This is a genomic window from Thiohalobacter sp. COW1, assembly GCF_016629505.1.
Taxonomy (GTDB): domain Bacteria; phylum Pseudomonadota; class Gammaproteobacteria; order Thiohalobacterales; family Thiohalobacteraceae; genus Thiohalobacter; species Thiohalobacter thiocyanaticus_A.
In genome coordinates this window covers 1,153,158-1,167,802 of sequence record NZ_AP024239.1, presented here as the reverse complement: position 1 = coordinate 1,167,802, position 14,645 = coordinate 1,153,158, and the positions used below count along the sequence as shown (strand labels likewise).

9 protein-coding genes and 5 tRNA genes are annotated in these 14,645 nt (G+C 63.4%); 13 read left to right on the top strand and 1 reads right to left on the bottom strand.

Features of this window, described 5'->3' with window-relative positions:
* Nucleotides 1-60 precede the first annotated feature (60 nt).
* The 4 genes from gltX (at nt 61) to COW1_RS05400 (ending at nt 6,054) form a co-directional block, all read left to right on the top strand.
* Nucleotides 61-1,536 carry a glutamate--tRNA ligase gene (gltX, locus tag COW1_RS05415; protein WP_201345641.1) on the top strand — a complete coding sequence of 492 codons (1,476 nt, stop codon included), beginning with the start codon at nt 61-63 and terminating at the stop codon, nt 1,534-1,536.
* 22 nt (nt 1,537-1,558) lie between these two features.
* Entirely contained in the window at nt 1,559-2,944 is a 1,386-nt protein-coding gene (cysS, locus tag COW1_RS05410; protein ID WP_201345640.1) for a cysteine--tRNA ligase, read from the top strand.
* Nucleotides 2,945-3,134: 190 nt separating this feature from the next.
* Nucleotides 3,135-3,533, top strand: coding sequence for a DUF2892 domain-containing protein (locus COW1_RS05405; protein WP_096366110.1), 399 nt, complete (start codon nt 3,135-3,137; stop codon nt 3,531-3,533).
* 97 nt (nt 3,534-3,630) lie between these two features.
* Nucleotides 3,631-6,054, top strand: a complete 2,424-nt coding sequence (locus tag COW1_RS05400) for an EAL domain-containing protein (RefSeq protein WP_242466500.1) — start codon at nt 3,631-3,633, stop codon at nt 6,052-6,054.
* A gap of 152 nt (nt 6,055-6,206) precedes the next feature.
* Here COW1_RS05400 and folD read toward each other — a convergent pair whose 3' ends face one another.
* Entirely contained in the window at nt 6,207-7,067 is an 861-nt protein-coding gene (gene folD / locus COW1_RS05395) for a bifunctional methylenetetrahydrofolate dehydrogenase/methenyltetrahydrofolate cyclohydrolase FolD (protein ID WP_096367545.1), read from the bottom strand.
* A gap of 215 nt (nt 7,068-7,282) precedes the next feature.
* Between folD and COW1_RS05390 the strand changes: the two genes are divergently transcribed.
* The 9 genes from COW1_RS05390 to lon all read left to right on the top strand — a co-directional run bounded on the left by COW1_RS05390 (nt 7,283) and on the right by lon (nt 14,182).
* Nucleotides 7,283-7,359: transfer RNA gene (locus COW1_RS05390), tRNA-Pro, on the top strand.
* A gap of 5 nt (nt 7,360-7,364) precedes the next feature.
* Nucleotides 7,365-7,441, top strand: a tRNA-Arg gene (locus tag COW1_RS05385).
* A 65-nt stretch (nt 7,442-7,506) separates the two neighbouring features.
* Nucleotides 7,507-7,582, top strand: a tRNA-His gene (locus tag COW1_RS05380).
* Between the two features lie 94 nt (nt 7,583-7,676).
* A tRNA-Lys gene (locus COW1_RS05375) sits at nt 7,677-7,752 on the top strand.
* A 150-nt stretch (nt 7,753-7,902) separates the two neighbouring features.
* Nucleotides 7,903-7,987: transfer RNA gene (locus COW1_RS05370), tRNA-Leu, on the top strand.
* 114 nt (nt 7,988-8,101) lie between these two features.
* The gene (tig, locus tag COW1_RS05365) at nt 8,102-9,409 is read left to right on the top strand and encodes a trigger factor (RefSeq protein WP_201345639.1); all 1,308 of its coding nucleotides are present in this window, start codon (nt 8,102-8,104) and stop codon (nt 9,407-9,409) included.
* 14 nt (nt 9,410-9,423) lie between these two features.
* Complete coding sequence (gene clpP, locus COW1_RS05360) at nt 9,424-10,062, top strand: ATP-dependent Clp endopeptidase proteolytic subunit ClpP (RefSeq protein ID WP_096366112.1); 639 nt, start codon at nt 9,424-9,426, stop codon at nt 10,060-10,062.
* 116 nt (nt 10,063-10,178) lie between these two features.
* Nucleotides 10,179-11,450 (top strand): ATP-dependent Clp protease ATP-binding subunit ClpX, encoded by a 1,272-nt coding sequence (gene clpX / locus COW1_RS05355; RefSeq protein ID WP_096366113.1) that lies wholly within the window; start codon nt 10,179-10,181, stop codon nt 11,448-11,450.
* Between the two features lie 284 nt (nt 11,451-11,734).
* Nucleotides 11,735-14,182: an endopeptidase La gene (gene lon / locus COW1_RS05350; protein ID WP_096366114.1), complete on the top strand. Its 2,448-nt coding sequence runs from the start codon at nt 11,735-11,737 to the stop codon at nt 14,180-14,182.
* Nucleotides 14,183-14,645 lie beyond the last annotated feature (463 nt).

Here is a 14,645-nt window from a genome sequence, read left to right as displayed (position 1 = left end):
CCGGTCGGGGAACCGGGTATCTGGCACCTGGAACCTCATATAGGCTATGATTCCGCCCGCATGAGCCAGCCCGCCGTCAAAACCCGTTTCGCGCCCAGCCCCACGGGAGAGATGCACCTGGGCAATGCCCGCACCGCCCTGTTCAATGCCCTGCTGGCGCGGCATCACGGGGGTGTCTTCCTGCTGCGCATCGAGGACACGGATCGCGAGCGCAGTCGTCCCGAGCACAGTGAACAGCTGCAGCGCGATCTGCGCTGGCTGGGCCTGGACTGGCAGGAAGGGCCGGGGGTAGGGGGCGAAGCGGGGCCGTATGCCCAGTCCGAGCGGGCCGGGATCTATGAACATTATTACGAACAGCTGATTGCGGCCGACCTGGCCTACCCCTGTTATTGCAGCGAACAGGAGCTTGCCATCGCGCGCAAGGCGCAGCAGGCCGCCGGCCAGCCGCCGCGCTACCCCGGCACCTGTGCCCGGCTCAGTGCCGACGAACGCGCGCGCCGCGCGGGGGAGGGTCGCCAGCCGACCCTGCGCTTCCGGGTGCCGCCGGGAGAGGCCATCGAATTCAATGACAGCGTGCGAGGGGCGCAGCGGTTTCGCAGCGAGGAGATCGGTGATTTCATCATCCGCCGCGCCGACGGCAGCGCGGCCTTTTTCTTCAGCAATGCCATCGACGATGCCCTGATGGGTGTGACGCATGTGCTGCGCGGCGAGGATCACCTGACCAATACGCCGCGCCAGCTCATGCTCCTCGCCGCGCTGGACCTGCCGGCACCGGCCTATGGCCACATTGCCATGATCGTCGGCGAGGATGGCACCCCCCTGTCCAAGCGCCACGGCAGCCAGAGCCTGCGTGAATTGCACGCGACCGGCTATCTGCCCGAGGCCCTGTGCAATCACCTGGCCCGGCTCGGGCATAGCTGCGAACGGGATGGCTATCTGAGCCTCGAAGAGCTGGCGGCGGACTTCTCGGTGGAACGCCTGGGCCGGGCCCCGGCACGGCACGACCCGCAGCAGCTGCTGCACTGGCAGAAGGAGGCCATTCAGCACGCCACCGATGCCGAGCTGTGGGAGTGGTTGCACAGTCACAGATTCATGCACGGCAGAACGCTGGCCGATTTCGTTCCCCGGGATCAGGCTATCGCCTTCGTGCAGGCGATCCGCGACAATATCGAGCTGCCGGTCGATGCCTTCGTCTGGGCTGCCAACCTGTTCGCCGAGACGGACAAGTATGACCCGGACGCCCGGCAGGTGATCGAGGCCGCCGGCCGGGCTTTCTTCGAGGCCGCCGCTGCCGGAATCAACGCCGGCCACGAGGACTTCAGGGCCTACAGCAAAGCCCTCGGCCAGACGGCCGGTGTGAAGGGCAAACAGCTGTTCATGCCGCTGCGCGCGGCGATGACCGGCGAGCTGTACGACCCCGAACACGGCGGCGTCTGGCGCAACGGCCCCGAACTGGCCCGGCTGTGGGATCTGCTGGGCAAGTCCCGCATCCAGCGCCGCCTGCGCCGGGCCGCGGCTCTGTGCAATCACGACTGACATCGGACCAACAGGAACCAGCATGCTGCAGATCTATAACAGCCTGACCCGTGAGAAAGAGGTGTTCACGCCCATCGAGCCGGGCAGGGTACGGATGTATGTCTGCGGCATGACCGTCTACGACTACTGTCACCTGGGCCACGCCCGGGTGCTGGTGGTGTTCGATGTGATCGCGCGTTATCTGCGCGAGCTGGGTTACGAGCTGACCTACGTGCGCAACATCACCGACATCGACGACAAGATCATCCAGCGCGCCAACGAGAAGGGCGAGTCCATCCAGGCCCTCACCGGGCGTTTCATCGAGGCCATGCACGAGGACAGCGCCGCGCTGGGCGTGCTGCCGCCGGATCAGGAGCCGCGCGCGACCACGTCGATGCAGGGCATCATCGACATGATCGTCACCCTGGTGGACCGGGGCTACGCCTATCAGGCCGGCAACGGCGACGTTTATTATGATGTCAGCCGGTTCGAGCCCTACGGCCGCCTGTCCGGCGAGAAGCCGGATTCGCTGCGCGCCGGTGCCCGCATCGACGTGGACGAGGCCAAGACCGATCCGCTGGACTTCGTGCTATGGAAGGCGGCCAAGCCGAACGAGCCGAGCTGGGATTCCCCCTGGGGGCCGGGCCGGCCGGGCTGGCACATCGAGTGCTCGGCCATGTCCACCGAATGCCTGGGCGCGCATTTCGACATCCACGGCGGCGGCATGGACCTCAAGTTCCCGCATCACGAGAACGAGATCGCCCAGTCCGAGGCGGCCACCGACTGCCACTTCGTCAACTACTGGATCCACAACGGCTTCGTCCAGGTCGACGAGGAGAAGATGTCCAAGTCGCTGGGCAACTTCTTCACCGTGCGCGAGGTGCTGTCACAGTTCCAGGCCGAGGTGGTGCGATTCTTCATCCTCAGCAGCCACTACCGCAGTCCGCTGAACTACACCGAGGACAATCTGCACAAGGCCCGGGGCGCCCTGGACCGGCTGTATACCGCCCTGCGCGGCGTCAGCCCGGCCGGCGGGCCGGACGCACAGGCAGTGGCGGATTTTCGTGCCCGTATGGACGACGATTTCAACACCCCCGAGGCCATCGCCCAGCTGTTCGAACTGGCGCGTGAGCTCAATCGGGCCAAGCGCGAGGCCCCCGAACGCGCCGCCGTGCTGGCTGCCACCCTGCGTCACCTGGGCGGGGTGATCGGTCTGCTGCAGGCCGATCCGGAGGACTACCTGCGCGGGGCCGGCGCGACGGGGGAGGACGAACTGGATGCCGGGCAGATCGAGGCACTGATCGAGCAGCGCCGCCGGGCCCGGGCGGAGAAGGACTGGGCCGAATCCGACCGCATCCGAGATGAACTCAAGGCCCGGGGTGTGCTGCTCGAGGATGGCCCTGAAGGCACCAGCTGGCGCCGCGCCTGATCCGGGCGGCGATTGCCACGACAGTGTCCGGTTGCGCGCTCCCCGCCCCCGTTCTGATTTAGACCCGTTCCATCAAGATTTCCCGGCCCCCGCCGCTATACAAAGATAGAAGCTTTATACCAAAAAAACATAAAGTTACATTCACAGGGCCCAGCCGGGAATCGGCCGGGCATTGAGCAGGCGGAGGCACATGACCGATCGAAGCTATCGTGCACTGCTGGGCACGCTGCTGCTGGTGGCGCTGTACTTCGAGTTCCAGGGGCTGATCCTGGCGCTCATCGTGGTGATGCTGCTGGAAGGGGTGACCAACCTGCGGCTGCCGCTGGTGCTGGGGCGCCTGGCCGGCAATGACGGCAGCGGCGCGTCCGAGTGCGATGACTTCGCGGCCAGCCAGCATCGCTGCCGGCTGCCCTTCGATGCCGAGCGGGCCTGGCGCATCGTGGTCTCGCTGTTCCTGATCCTGTCGGTTTTCGTGTTCGCCGAAATGCTGTGGTTCTTTCCCTGGTTCATGGGATTCGCCATCCTGGGGGCGGGGATCAGCGGGGTGTGTCCGGTGCTGATTTCGCTCAAATACGCGGGTTTTCGTTGAGCCGTCTGCCGCTGTCCGCTTCGCTGTACAGGTCCGCGCCCACCCGGCTTTCCGGAGCGCAGTCGTGCCCACGATCTGAGAGGCCGCGATAGAGACCATGCAGGATACGACTCAACAACTGCGCGCGCGCCTTCCCACCAAGATTACCGGTATCGTGTTCTGGGGCACGGTCTTTGTCGGCCTGATTCTGACCCTGTTCCAGATGCGCACGCTGGAGGAGGACATCCGCGGTCGCCATGCCCTGCAGAGCAACCGCTTCACCGAGGCGGTGGCCGACCTGCTGGTCCGGCAGGAGGCGGCTTCGCCGGAGGTCTTGTCACCCCGCATCGATACGCTGATCGATGCGCACGGCCTGCTGGGTGCCGAGATCGTTCTGGAGAACCGGCTGCTGCGGTTCGGCCGCATCAGCGGCGAGTCCCACTACCATGAACAGACCCTGCAGACCCCGGACGGCATCCCCGTCAGCAGCGGATTGCAGCGTGTGGTGATGTACCTGCCGTCGGTCGAGGCCGAGGTCGCACGCCTGCGCAAGGAACTGCTCATCACCATGGGCGTTCTGTTCTCCGCCTTCGGCTTCATCCTCCAGTGGATACTCCAGCGTCTGCTGACTCAGCCCTTCCTCGGCATGGTGACCACGGCCCAGCGCTTCACCGTCGGCGACGAGCAGGCACGCTTCGACGAGACCCGTCAGGACGAGTTCGGTTTTCTCGGCAAGTTCTTCAACAAGGCGCTGGATTACCTGCTGGTGCAGCAGGACGAACTCAAGGATGCGCTGGCGCGGGTGCGCGAGTCGGAATCGGCCCTGTACCACGAAAAGGAGCGGGTCGAGGTCACGCTGCATTCCATCGGCGATGCCGTGATCACCACCGACGAGGCCGGCTGCATCGAGTATCTGAATCCGGTGGCCGAGCGTCTGACCGGCTACCAGTTGCACGAGGTGCAGGGCAAGGTGCTCAGCGAAATCATGCAGCTGATCAATGAGAACACCCGCCAACCGGTGGAAAACCCCGTGGATCAGTGCCTGAAGTGCGGCGAGATCCTGGAGTTGGCCGATCATACCGTGCTGGTGCGTGCCGACGGCGAGGAGGTGGCGATTGCCGACTCTGCAGCCCCGATCCGTGACCGCAGTGGCGGGATCATCGGCGCGGTGATGGTGTTCCACGACGTCGGCCATGCCCGCAAGCTGGCGCGCCAGCTGTCCTATCAGGCCACTCACGATGCGCTGACCGGTCTGTACAACCGCCGCGAGTTCGAGCAGCGGTTGAAGGAGGCCATCGAGGAGTCGCGTCTGCGCGGGGACGAGCACGCTTTGTGCTACCTCGATCTCGATCAGTTCAAGCTGGTCAACGACACCTGCGGCCATATCGCCGGCGATGAGCTGCTGCGCCAGATCGCCGTCCTGCTGCAATCACGCATCCGCGATGCCGACATTCTCGCCCGTCTCGGCGGCGATGAATTCGGCGTACTGCTGATGCACTGTACGCTGGAACAGGCACGGCGGGTTGCCGAGGATCTGCGCAAGACGGTGCGCGACTTCCGTTTCGTGCATGAGGAACACAGCTTCGAGATCGGGGTGAGCATCGGCGTGGTCACGGTCAATGCCTCGATTCACAACATGACCGAGATCTACAGTGCTGCCGATGTTGCCTGTTATGCCGCCAAGGACAGCGGCCGCAACCGCATCCACGTCTACAAGCCCGACGACCACGAACTCAAGCGCCGTCAGGGCGAGATGCGCTGGGTGGCCCGCATTCGCAAGGCCATCGAGGAAGACCGTTTCGTGCTCTATTCCCAGGTCATCGAGCCGGTCAGCGATCCCTCGTTGCCGGTGCATTACGAGATCCTGCTGCGCATCTGCGACGAAAGCGGCGAGGAGGTTCCGCCCATGGCCTTCATTCCCGCCGCCGAGCGCTACAACATGATGCCCGAGGTCGACCGCTGGGTGATCGACCGGGTGCTGGATACCGCCGCGACCATTGAGCGCGGACCGCTGCGCGAGGCGGTCTGGACCATCAATATCTCGGGTCGTTCGCTGGGTGAGGATGAATTCCTGCGCTATCTGCTGCGCCGCATCGCCGACTCCCCCGTGCCCGCCAGCCGTTTCTGCTTCGAGATCACCGAGACCGCGGCCATCGCCAATCTGCGCCGGGCCGCGCGCTTCATCAAGCAACTCAAGACGCTGGGCTGCCGCTTCGCGCTGGATGATTTCGGCAGCGGACTGAGTTCGTTCGCCTATCTCAAGAACCTGGAAGTGGATTACCTGAAGATCGACGGCAGCTTCGTGCGCGATATGGTGGAGGATCCCATCGATCATGCCATGGTTGAGGCCATCAACAATGTCGGCCATGTAATGAACATCCAGACCATTGCCGAGTTCGTCGAGAACGACGCCATCCGTGCATCGCTGCAGGCGCTGGGTGTGAATTATGCGCAGGGCTATGGTATCGGCCGGCCGCGGCCCCTGGACGAATTGCTGGCCTCGCGCGGGCTCAGCCAGGTGGCGGCACGCGACTGCGGCTGAATCTGCGCGGCGCTCATCTTCACGTCGGGTACCGATGGGTTACGCTGCGCTTCACCCATCCTACAAAACCTGCGACGTAACCCATCTTCATGCCGGTTAACGATGGGGTGCACTACGCTCCACCCATCCTACGGCGGTGAAGGAGAAACAACTCAGTCGCTGTCGTGGAACCGCTCGGCGGCGAGCAGGGTGTTCTGCAGCAGGGTGGCGACGGTCATCGGCCCCACGCCGCCCGGCACCGGGGTGATCCAGGCGGCGCGTTCGCAGGCCGCATCGAAGGTGACATCGCCGATCAGTTTGCCGTCCTCGGTGCGGTTGATGCCCACATCGATCACGGTCGCCCCCGGCTTGATCCATTCCCCCTGTACCAGCCCCGGCTTGCCCACGGCCACCACCAGGATGTCGGCCTGGCCGACGTGCCAGTCCAGGTGCTGCGTGAAGCGGTGACAGGTGGTGACGGTGCAGCCCGCCAGCAGCAGTTCCAGCCCCATCGGCCGACCCACGTGGTTGGATGCGCCCACCACCACGGCCCGACGGCCATAGAAACCCTCATTGATCTCGCGCAGCAGGGTCATCACGCCATAGGGTGTGCAGGGCCGCATGATGGGGATGCGCAGGGCCAGGCGGCCGAGGTTGTAGGGGTGGAAGCCGTCGACATCCTTGTCCGGGCGGATGCGCTCGACCACGGTCTCGGTGTCGATGTGCGGGGGCAGGGGCAGCTGGACCAGGATGCCGTCGATCTCGGGATCGGCGTTCAGGCGGTCGATCAGGGCCAGCAACTCGGCCTCGGTGGTCGACTCCGGCAGGTCGTGGCCCTGGGACAGCACGCCGGCCTCCTCGCAGGCCCGGCGCTTGTTGCGCACGTAGACCTGGGAGGCCGGGTCGGTGCCGACCAGCACCACGGCCAGGCCCGGGCGGCGCTTGCCGGCGGCCAGTCGGGCATCGATCCGCGACTTGATGTCGCCGCGAACGCTTGCCGCAATCGCCTTGCCGTCGATCAACTGCGCAGCCATCGGTGTGTCCTTGTTCAACCAGCCGGGAAAGCCGGGCATTCTCGCACGCGCTCGCGCGTGCCATCAAGGCAGAGTCCTGCCCTGGCGCGGTCGGCGAATTGACGCCAATGGTGGGGGCGGCGTATTATCTGCGCCCTTGCCCCGGCCGGGATTCAGTCAGTGGAGGCAGGCCCGCCGGGCCGGACTCGCGATACAGGCCGGGAGAGCCGGCTTACCGGGGTATAGCGCAGTCTGGTAGCGCGCCTGCTTTGGGAGCAGGATGTCGGGGGTTCAAATCCCTCTACCCCGACCAACAGCGCCCCGGTAGCTCAGTCGGATAGAGCAAGGGCCTTCTAAGCCCTAGGTCGGGGGTTCGATTCCCTCCCGGGGTACCATCTGCCACACCCGTGTGGTGGTGCAGGGCCGCCGATTCCGTTGTCGGACCGGGGCCAGATCAATGGTGGGCGTAGCTCAGTTGGTAGAGCACAGGATTGTGACTCCTGCGGTCGTGGGTTCAACTCCCATCGTCCACCCCAATATCAGACCGGCCGATACCGGCCGGAACGATTAAAAAGTTCATTGAAAGACTGGTCGGGGCGCGTGCGCGCCGGTATAATTCCAGCGGAATTTGGGCCGTTAGCTCAGTTGGTAGAGCAGGTGACTCTTAATCACTTGGTCCGGGGTTCGAGTCCCTGACGGCCCACCATTTTCCCTTCCCCCGACACGCAGCGTGTCGTCCCGCACGGAAATTTTCCGTATTCTCATCAATATTTATAGGGTTCGCGCGGCCTGCCCGGCACGCTATAATCCGCGGTCTGAGGGTAACAGCACCGGGATCCGTTCCGGGGCTGTCTGCGCGAAAGTGGCGGAACTGGTAGACGCGCTGGATTTAGGTTCCAGTGGGGCAACCCGTGAGAGTTCGAGTCTCTCCTTTCGCACCAGATGGGCGGAACGTGACGTCCCGCAAAGAAGGCAGGCTCGCAGAGCCGGGATCTGAGAGACACTGCCCCCGGTCCGGTACGGCCCGGGAGGCAGGTTGATAATAGAGGTAAAAAATGCAGGTTTCAGTCGAGAATTCAGGGCCGCTCGAACGGCGGATGAAGGTTGAGGTGCCGGCCGAGCGGCTGGATCAGGAGATCGAGAGTCGCCTCAAGTCGCTGGCACGGACGGCACGCATCTCCGGTTTCCGCCCCGGCAAGGTGCCGTTCAAGGTGGTGCGCCAGCGCTACGGCCGTCAGGTGCAGATGGAGGTGGCCAGCGAGTTGATGAACTCCAGCTACCAGGAGGCCCTGAACCAGGAGGGGCTGCGTCCGGCCGGCGGGCCGCGCATCGAACCCGGCGAGATCGAGCCGGGCCGGAACCTGGAATTCACCGCTGTGTTCGAGGTGTATCCCGAGGTTGAACTGGCCTCGCTCGAAGGGGTGGAGATCGAGAAGCCCGCCACCGAGATCGACGCTGCCGACATCGACGCGATGCTGGACAAGCTGCGCCGTCAGCGTGCGACCTGGGAGCCGGTCGAGCGCGCCGCCGGGCAGGGCGATCAGGTGGTGATCGATTTCAGGGGCACCCTGGACGGCGAGCCGTTCGAGGGCGGCGAGGGCAGCGACATGACGATCGAGATCGGCTCCGGCCGCATGATCGCCGGATTCGAGGACGGACTCGTCGGCCTCAAGCCGGGCGAGGAGAAGCAGCTCGATCTGACCTTCCCCGAGGATTATCACAGCGAGGCGCTCGCCGGCAAGGCAGTCAGGTTCGACGTCAAGGTCAAGCAGGTTTCGGCGCAGAAGCTGCCCGAGATCGATGAGGACTTCGCCGCCGCGCTTGGTGTGACCGAGGGCGGGGTCGAGGGCCTGCGTGAGGAAGTGCGCAAGAACATGGAGCGCGAACTGGAGAATGCCCGCAAGGCGGTGCTCAAGGATCGGGCCTTCGAGGCGCTGATCGAGAAGAACCCGATCGAGGTGCCCGCCGCGCTGATCGAGGAGGAGACCGACCGCCTGGCACAGGACATGCAGATGCAATTGGGCCAGCAGGGCCAGAATTTCAACCTGCCGCGCGAACTGTTTCAGGACAAGGCCAAACGCCGGGTGCTGCTGGGCCTGCTCATCGGCGAGGTGGTCAAGGCCAACAACATCCAGGTCGATCAGGACCGGATGCGCAGCCTGATCGAGACCATCGCCGCCGGCTACGAGGACCCCCAGGAGGTCATCCAGTGGTACTACGGCAACCAGGAGGCCATGTCCAGCGCCCAGACCCTGGTGCTTGAGGAGCAGGTCATGGACTGGATCCTGGAGCAGGCGAAAGTCGTTGAAAAGCCTTATTCTTTCGAGGAACTGATCGAACTCAGACAGGCTGCGAACAGCTAAAGGAAATCTTCCACATGACCGATACGACTATGAACGGCGGCGCCCAGCATGCACGGGCGCTGAATCTGGTGCCGATGGTGATCGAGCAGACGGCGCGGGGGGAACGCGCCTATGACATCTACTCGCGTCTGCTCAAGGAGCGGGTGGTCTTCATCGTCGGCCCGGTCGAGGACTACATGGCCAACGTGGTGGTCGCACAGCTGCTGTTTCTGGAATCGGAAAACCCCGACAAGGATATCCACATTTATATCAATTCTCCGGGTGGTTCGGTCTCGGCGGGCTTGGCGATCTACGACACCATGCAGTTCATCAAGAACGATGTCAGCACCATGTGCATCGGCCAGGCGGCCAGCATGGGCGCGGTGCTGCTGGCCGGAGGCGCCAAGGGCAAGCGCTACTGCCTGCCGCATTCCCGGGTCATGATCCACCAGCCGCTGGGCGGCTTCCAGGGGCAGGCCAGCGACATCGATATTCATGCCCGCGAGATCCTGCTGGTGCGAGAGCGTCTGAACAGCATCCTGGCCGACCATACCGGCCAGCCGATCGAGCAGATCCAGCAGGATACCGACCGGGACCGCTTCATGAGCGCCGAACAGGCCCGTGACTACGGCCTGATCGACGAAGTGCTGGAGCGCCGTGCCAGCGAGGACTGAGGCAGCGGAAAAACCCTGAACTGGCGCAGGGATTGCTTGTCATACCGGGCAAGAAGGTGTTGAATGGTCCCTGTGAGATGCACTGAACGACGCCGTGGGCGTATAGAGGGTCGAATATGAGCAACGATCGAACCGGCAAGGGGGATGATGGCAAGCTGCTGTACTGTTCCTTCTGCGGGAAGAGTCAGCATGAAGTGCGCAAGCTGATTGCCGGGCCGTCCGTCTTCATCTGCGACGAATGTGTCGAGCTGTGCAACGACATCATTCGCGAGGAGATGCAGGAGAAATCCACGACGGGCGGCAGCAAGCTGCCCAAGCCCAAGGAGATCGATGAGGTCCTCGACGAGTACGTCATCGGTCAGGAACGGGCCAAGAAGGTGCTCTCGGTCGCCGTCTACAACCATTACAAGCGCATGGAGGCCCGCCAGCGCAAGGACGAGGTGGAACTGTCCAAGAGCAACATCCTGCTCATCGGTCCCACCGGTTCGGGCAAGACCCTGCTTGCCGAGACCCTGGCGCGCCTGCTCAACGTCCCCTTCACCATCGCCGATGCCACCACGCTCACCGAGGCGGGCTATGTCGGCGAGGATGTCGAGAACATCATTCAGAAGCTGCTGCAGAAGTGCGACTACGACGTGGACAAGGCCCAGACCGGCATCGTCTACATCGACGAGATCGACAAGATCTCACGCAAGTCTGACAATCCGTCCATCACTCGCGACGTCTCGGGCGAGGGTGTGCAGCAGGCCCTGCTGAAGCTGATCGAGGGCACCATCGCCTCGGTGCCGCCCCAGGGCGGACGCAAGCATCCGCAGCAGGAGTTCCTGCAGGTCGACACCGGCAACATCCTGTTCATCTGCGGCGGCGCCTTCGCCGGCCTGGACAAGGTGATCCGGGACCGTTCCGAGAAGGGCGGCATCGGCTTTTCCGCCACGGTCAAGAGCAAGGACACCCGTCGCAACGTCGGCGAGATCCTCTCCGACGTGGAACCGGAGGATCTGATCCACTACGGCCTGATCCCGGAATTCGTCGGTCGTCTGCCGGTGGTGGCCACCCTGGAGGAACTGGACGAGGACGCGTTGATCCGCATCCTGACCGAGCCCAAGAACGCCATCACCAAGCAGTACCACAAGCTGTTTGACATGGAAGGCGTGGAGATCGAGTTCCGTGAGGATGCCCTGCGGGCCGTGGCGCGCAAGGCCATGGAGCGCAAGACCGGTGCCCGCGGTCTGCGCACCATCCTGGAGAGCGTGCTGCTCGATATCATGTACGACCTGCCGTCGATGGAAAACGTCAGCAAGGTCGTCATCGACGAGAGCGTCATCACCGGTGACTCCGAGCCCTACATCGTCTACGACTCCTCCGAGCAGCGCGCGGTCTCCGACTGAGACCGCCTGACCCTTGCGCGGTGCCGGGCTTCCGGCGCCGCGTCATTCACCCGCAGTCACCAGGGCACGTCTGAAAGTGGCTCAAAAGGCACACATTTTCGACTCTGCCGCTGCCCCATCCGGGGCCAATCACCCATTTCCCTGTCTGGCGCGAATATTGCGTAATTCCCTGTGAGCGCCGGGATTGAATACATCCCCCGCCGGCCGCATATTGATCCAGACGGCCAGGAAGGCCACCCGGGCAAAGGGACGTGACGACACACTCCGATGAGAGGAACTCCAGCATGGAGCAAGACGACAAGACAACCGAGATGAGCGAATCCACCACTACCGCGATTCCCGTGCTGCCGCTGCGCGACGTCGTGGTCTATCCGCACATGGTGATTCCGCTGTTCGTGGGCCGCGAGAAATCGATCAAGGCGCTGGATCTGGCCATGCAGAGCGACAAGAAGATCCTGCTGGTCGCTCAGAAGAGCGCCGAGGTCGATGATCCCCAGGTCGACGATATCCACGAGATCGGGACCCTGTCGAGCATCCTGCAGCTGCTGAAGCTGCCCGACGGCACCGTCAAGGTGCTGGTCGAGGGCGCCGAACGCGCCCGGGTGAAGTCCTTTGTCGAAACCGACGAATATTTCTCCGCCGCGATCGATCGGGTCGGCGATACCATCAAGGACGAACGCGAGGTCGAGGTCCTGATGCGTTCGCTCATGACCCTGTTCGATCAGTATGTGAAATTGAACAAGAAGGTGCCGCCGGAGATCCTCAGTTCCCTGTCCGGGATCGAGGATGCCAGCCGCCTGGCCGATACCATCGCCGCCCACATGTCGCTCAAGCTCGAGGAGAAGCAGAAGATCCTCGAGATCGATTCCGTGCGCGAGCGCCTCGAGCATCTGATGGGGCTGATCGAGGGCGAAATCGACATCATGCAGATCGAGAAGCGCATCCGCGGCCGCGTCAAGCAGCAGATGGAGAAGAGCCAGCGCGAGTACTATCTCAACGAGCAGATGAAGGCCATCCAGAAGGAGCTGGGTGAACTGGAGGACGCGCCCAACGAGATCGAGGACCTGCAGCGCAAGATCGAAAAGGCGGGCATGAGCAAGGAAGCCCGCGAGAAGGCCGAGGCCGAACTGAACAAGCTCAAGCTGATGTCGCCGATGTCAGCCGAAGCCACGGTCGTGCGCAACTACATCGACTGGCTGGTCTCGGTGCCGTGGAAGAAGAAGACCAAGATCCGTCATGACCTGGCCAATGCCGAGAAGATCCTGGATGAGGATCACTACGGCCTGGAGAAGGTCAAGGAACGCATCCTTGAATACCTCGCCGTACAGCAGCGCGTGCGCAAGCTGAAAGGCCCGATCCTGTGCCTGGTGGGCCCGCCCGGTGTCGGCAAGACCTCGCTCGGCCGCTCCATCGCCCGCGCCACCAATCGCAAGTTCGTGCGCACCTCGCTGGGCGGCGTGCGCGACGAGGCCGAGATCCGCGGCCACCGGCGGACCTACATCGGTTCGCTGCCGGGCAAGGTGGTGCAGAACATGTCCAAGGTCGGCGTGCGCAACCCGCTGTACCTGCTGGATGAGATCGACAAGATGTCGATGGACTTCCGCGGCGATCCCAGTTCGGCACTGCTGGAGGTGCTGGATCCCGAGCAGAACAACACCTTCGCCGATCACTACCTGGAGGTCGACTTCGACCTGTCGGACGTGATGTTCGTGGCCACGGCCAATTCGCTGAACATCCCGGGGCCGCTGCTCGACCGCATGGAGGTGATCCGCATCCCCGGCTACACCGAGGACGAGAAGATCAACATCGCCAGGCGTTATCTGCTGCCCAAGCAGATCAAGGCCAACGGTCTCAAGGAGAACGAGATCAAGGTCAGCGAGGCGGCCCTGCGCGACGCGGTGCGCTACTACACCCGCGAGGCCGGAGTGCGTAACCTGGAGCGTGAGGTGGCCAAGATCTGCCGCAAGGTGGTCAAGGAACTGCTGCTCAAGGGCGATGGCGACAAGACCGTCAGTGTCACGCCGAAGAACCTGGACAAGTACCTGGGCGTGCGCCGGTTCCGCTACGGCCGGGCCGAGGAGAACGATCAGGTTGGTCAGGTCACCGGTCTGGCCTGGACCGAGGTCGGCGGCGAACTGCTGACCATCGAGTCAGCGGTCGTGCCGGGCAAGGGTCGCTGGACCCATACCGGTCAGCTCGGCGACGTGATGAAGGAGTCCATCCAGGCCGCCACCACGGTGGTGCGCAGCCGCTGCGACATGCTGGACATCGATCCCGAGTTCTACCACAAATTCGATATCCACGTGCACGTGCCCGAGGGCGCCACGCCCAAGGACGGTCCCAGTGCCGGTATCGGCATGTGCACCGCGCTGGTCTCGGCGCTGACCGAGATCCCGGTGCGGGCCGATGTCGCCATGACCGGCGAGATCACCCTGCGGGGCGAGGTACTGCCGATCGGCGGTCTGAAGGAGAAGCTCCTGGCCGCACACCGCGGCGGTATCACCACGGTGCTGATTCCCGAGGAAAACAAGAAGGACCTGGCGGAGATTCCGAAAAACGTCAAGGACAAACTGGAGATCATTCCGGTCAAGTGGATCGACGAGGTGTTGGAAGTGGCGCTGCATCACATGCCGACTCCGCGCACCTCCGAGACGGAAGCCGAGCAGGAAACGCTGCCGGAAAAGAAAAAGTCCAAGAGCAAGCCCAAGGGCTCGCGTGTCAGGGCACATTAACTCCGGTAGATAAGTCAATGTAAAACGAAGCGCGTTGTCTTTTTGACGACGCGCTTCTCTTTTGCGCCTGCACAACAGACCGAACGCCGCAGCGGAAAACGGGAATACCTTTATTGACAGTTCCGAAGCGGCCTTGTATAAAAGCCGCGTGCCACGATATTTGTAATCTCATATCGACTATATCCGACTCCGGCATATCCGATTACGGATTGCGAGTCTAAGTCCGGATTTCTTACCGCGGATCGTCGCGAGGGCGTCGATGCAGTTGTAGATGCAGGGCGCACGCAGTGCAGGACGGCGCCGGCGTAGCTGACACTACGTCAAGCCGGCTGGAGCGAGTACGCGCTGCAGATACAACTGCATCGGCGGTCGCAGTAGATTAGCGGTGAGAAATGCGGGCTAAAACTGGCCGCTCTCGATTTCTTTCTCATCACATCCCAAATCCAAGGGGGAATGGTAGATT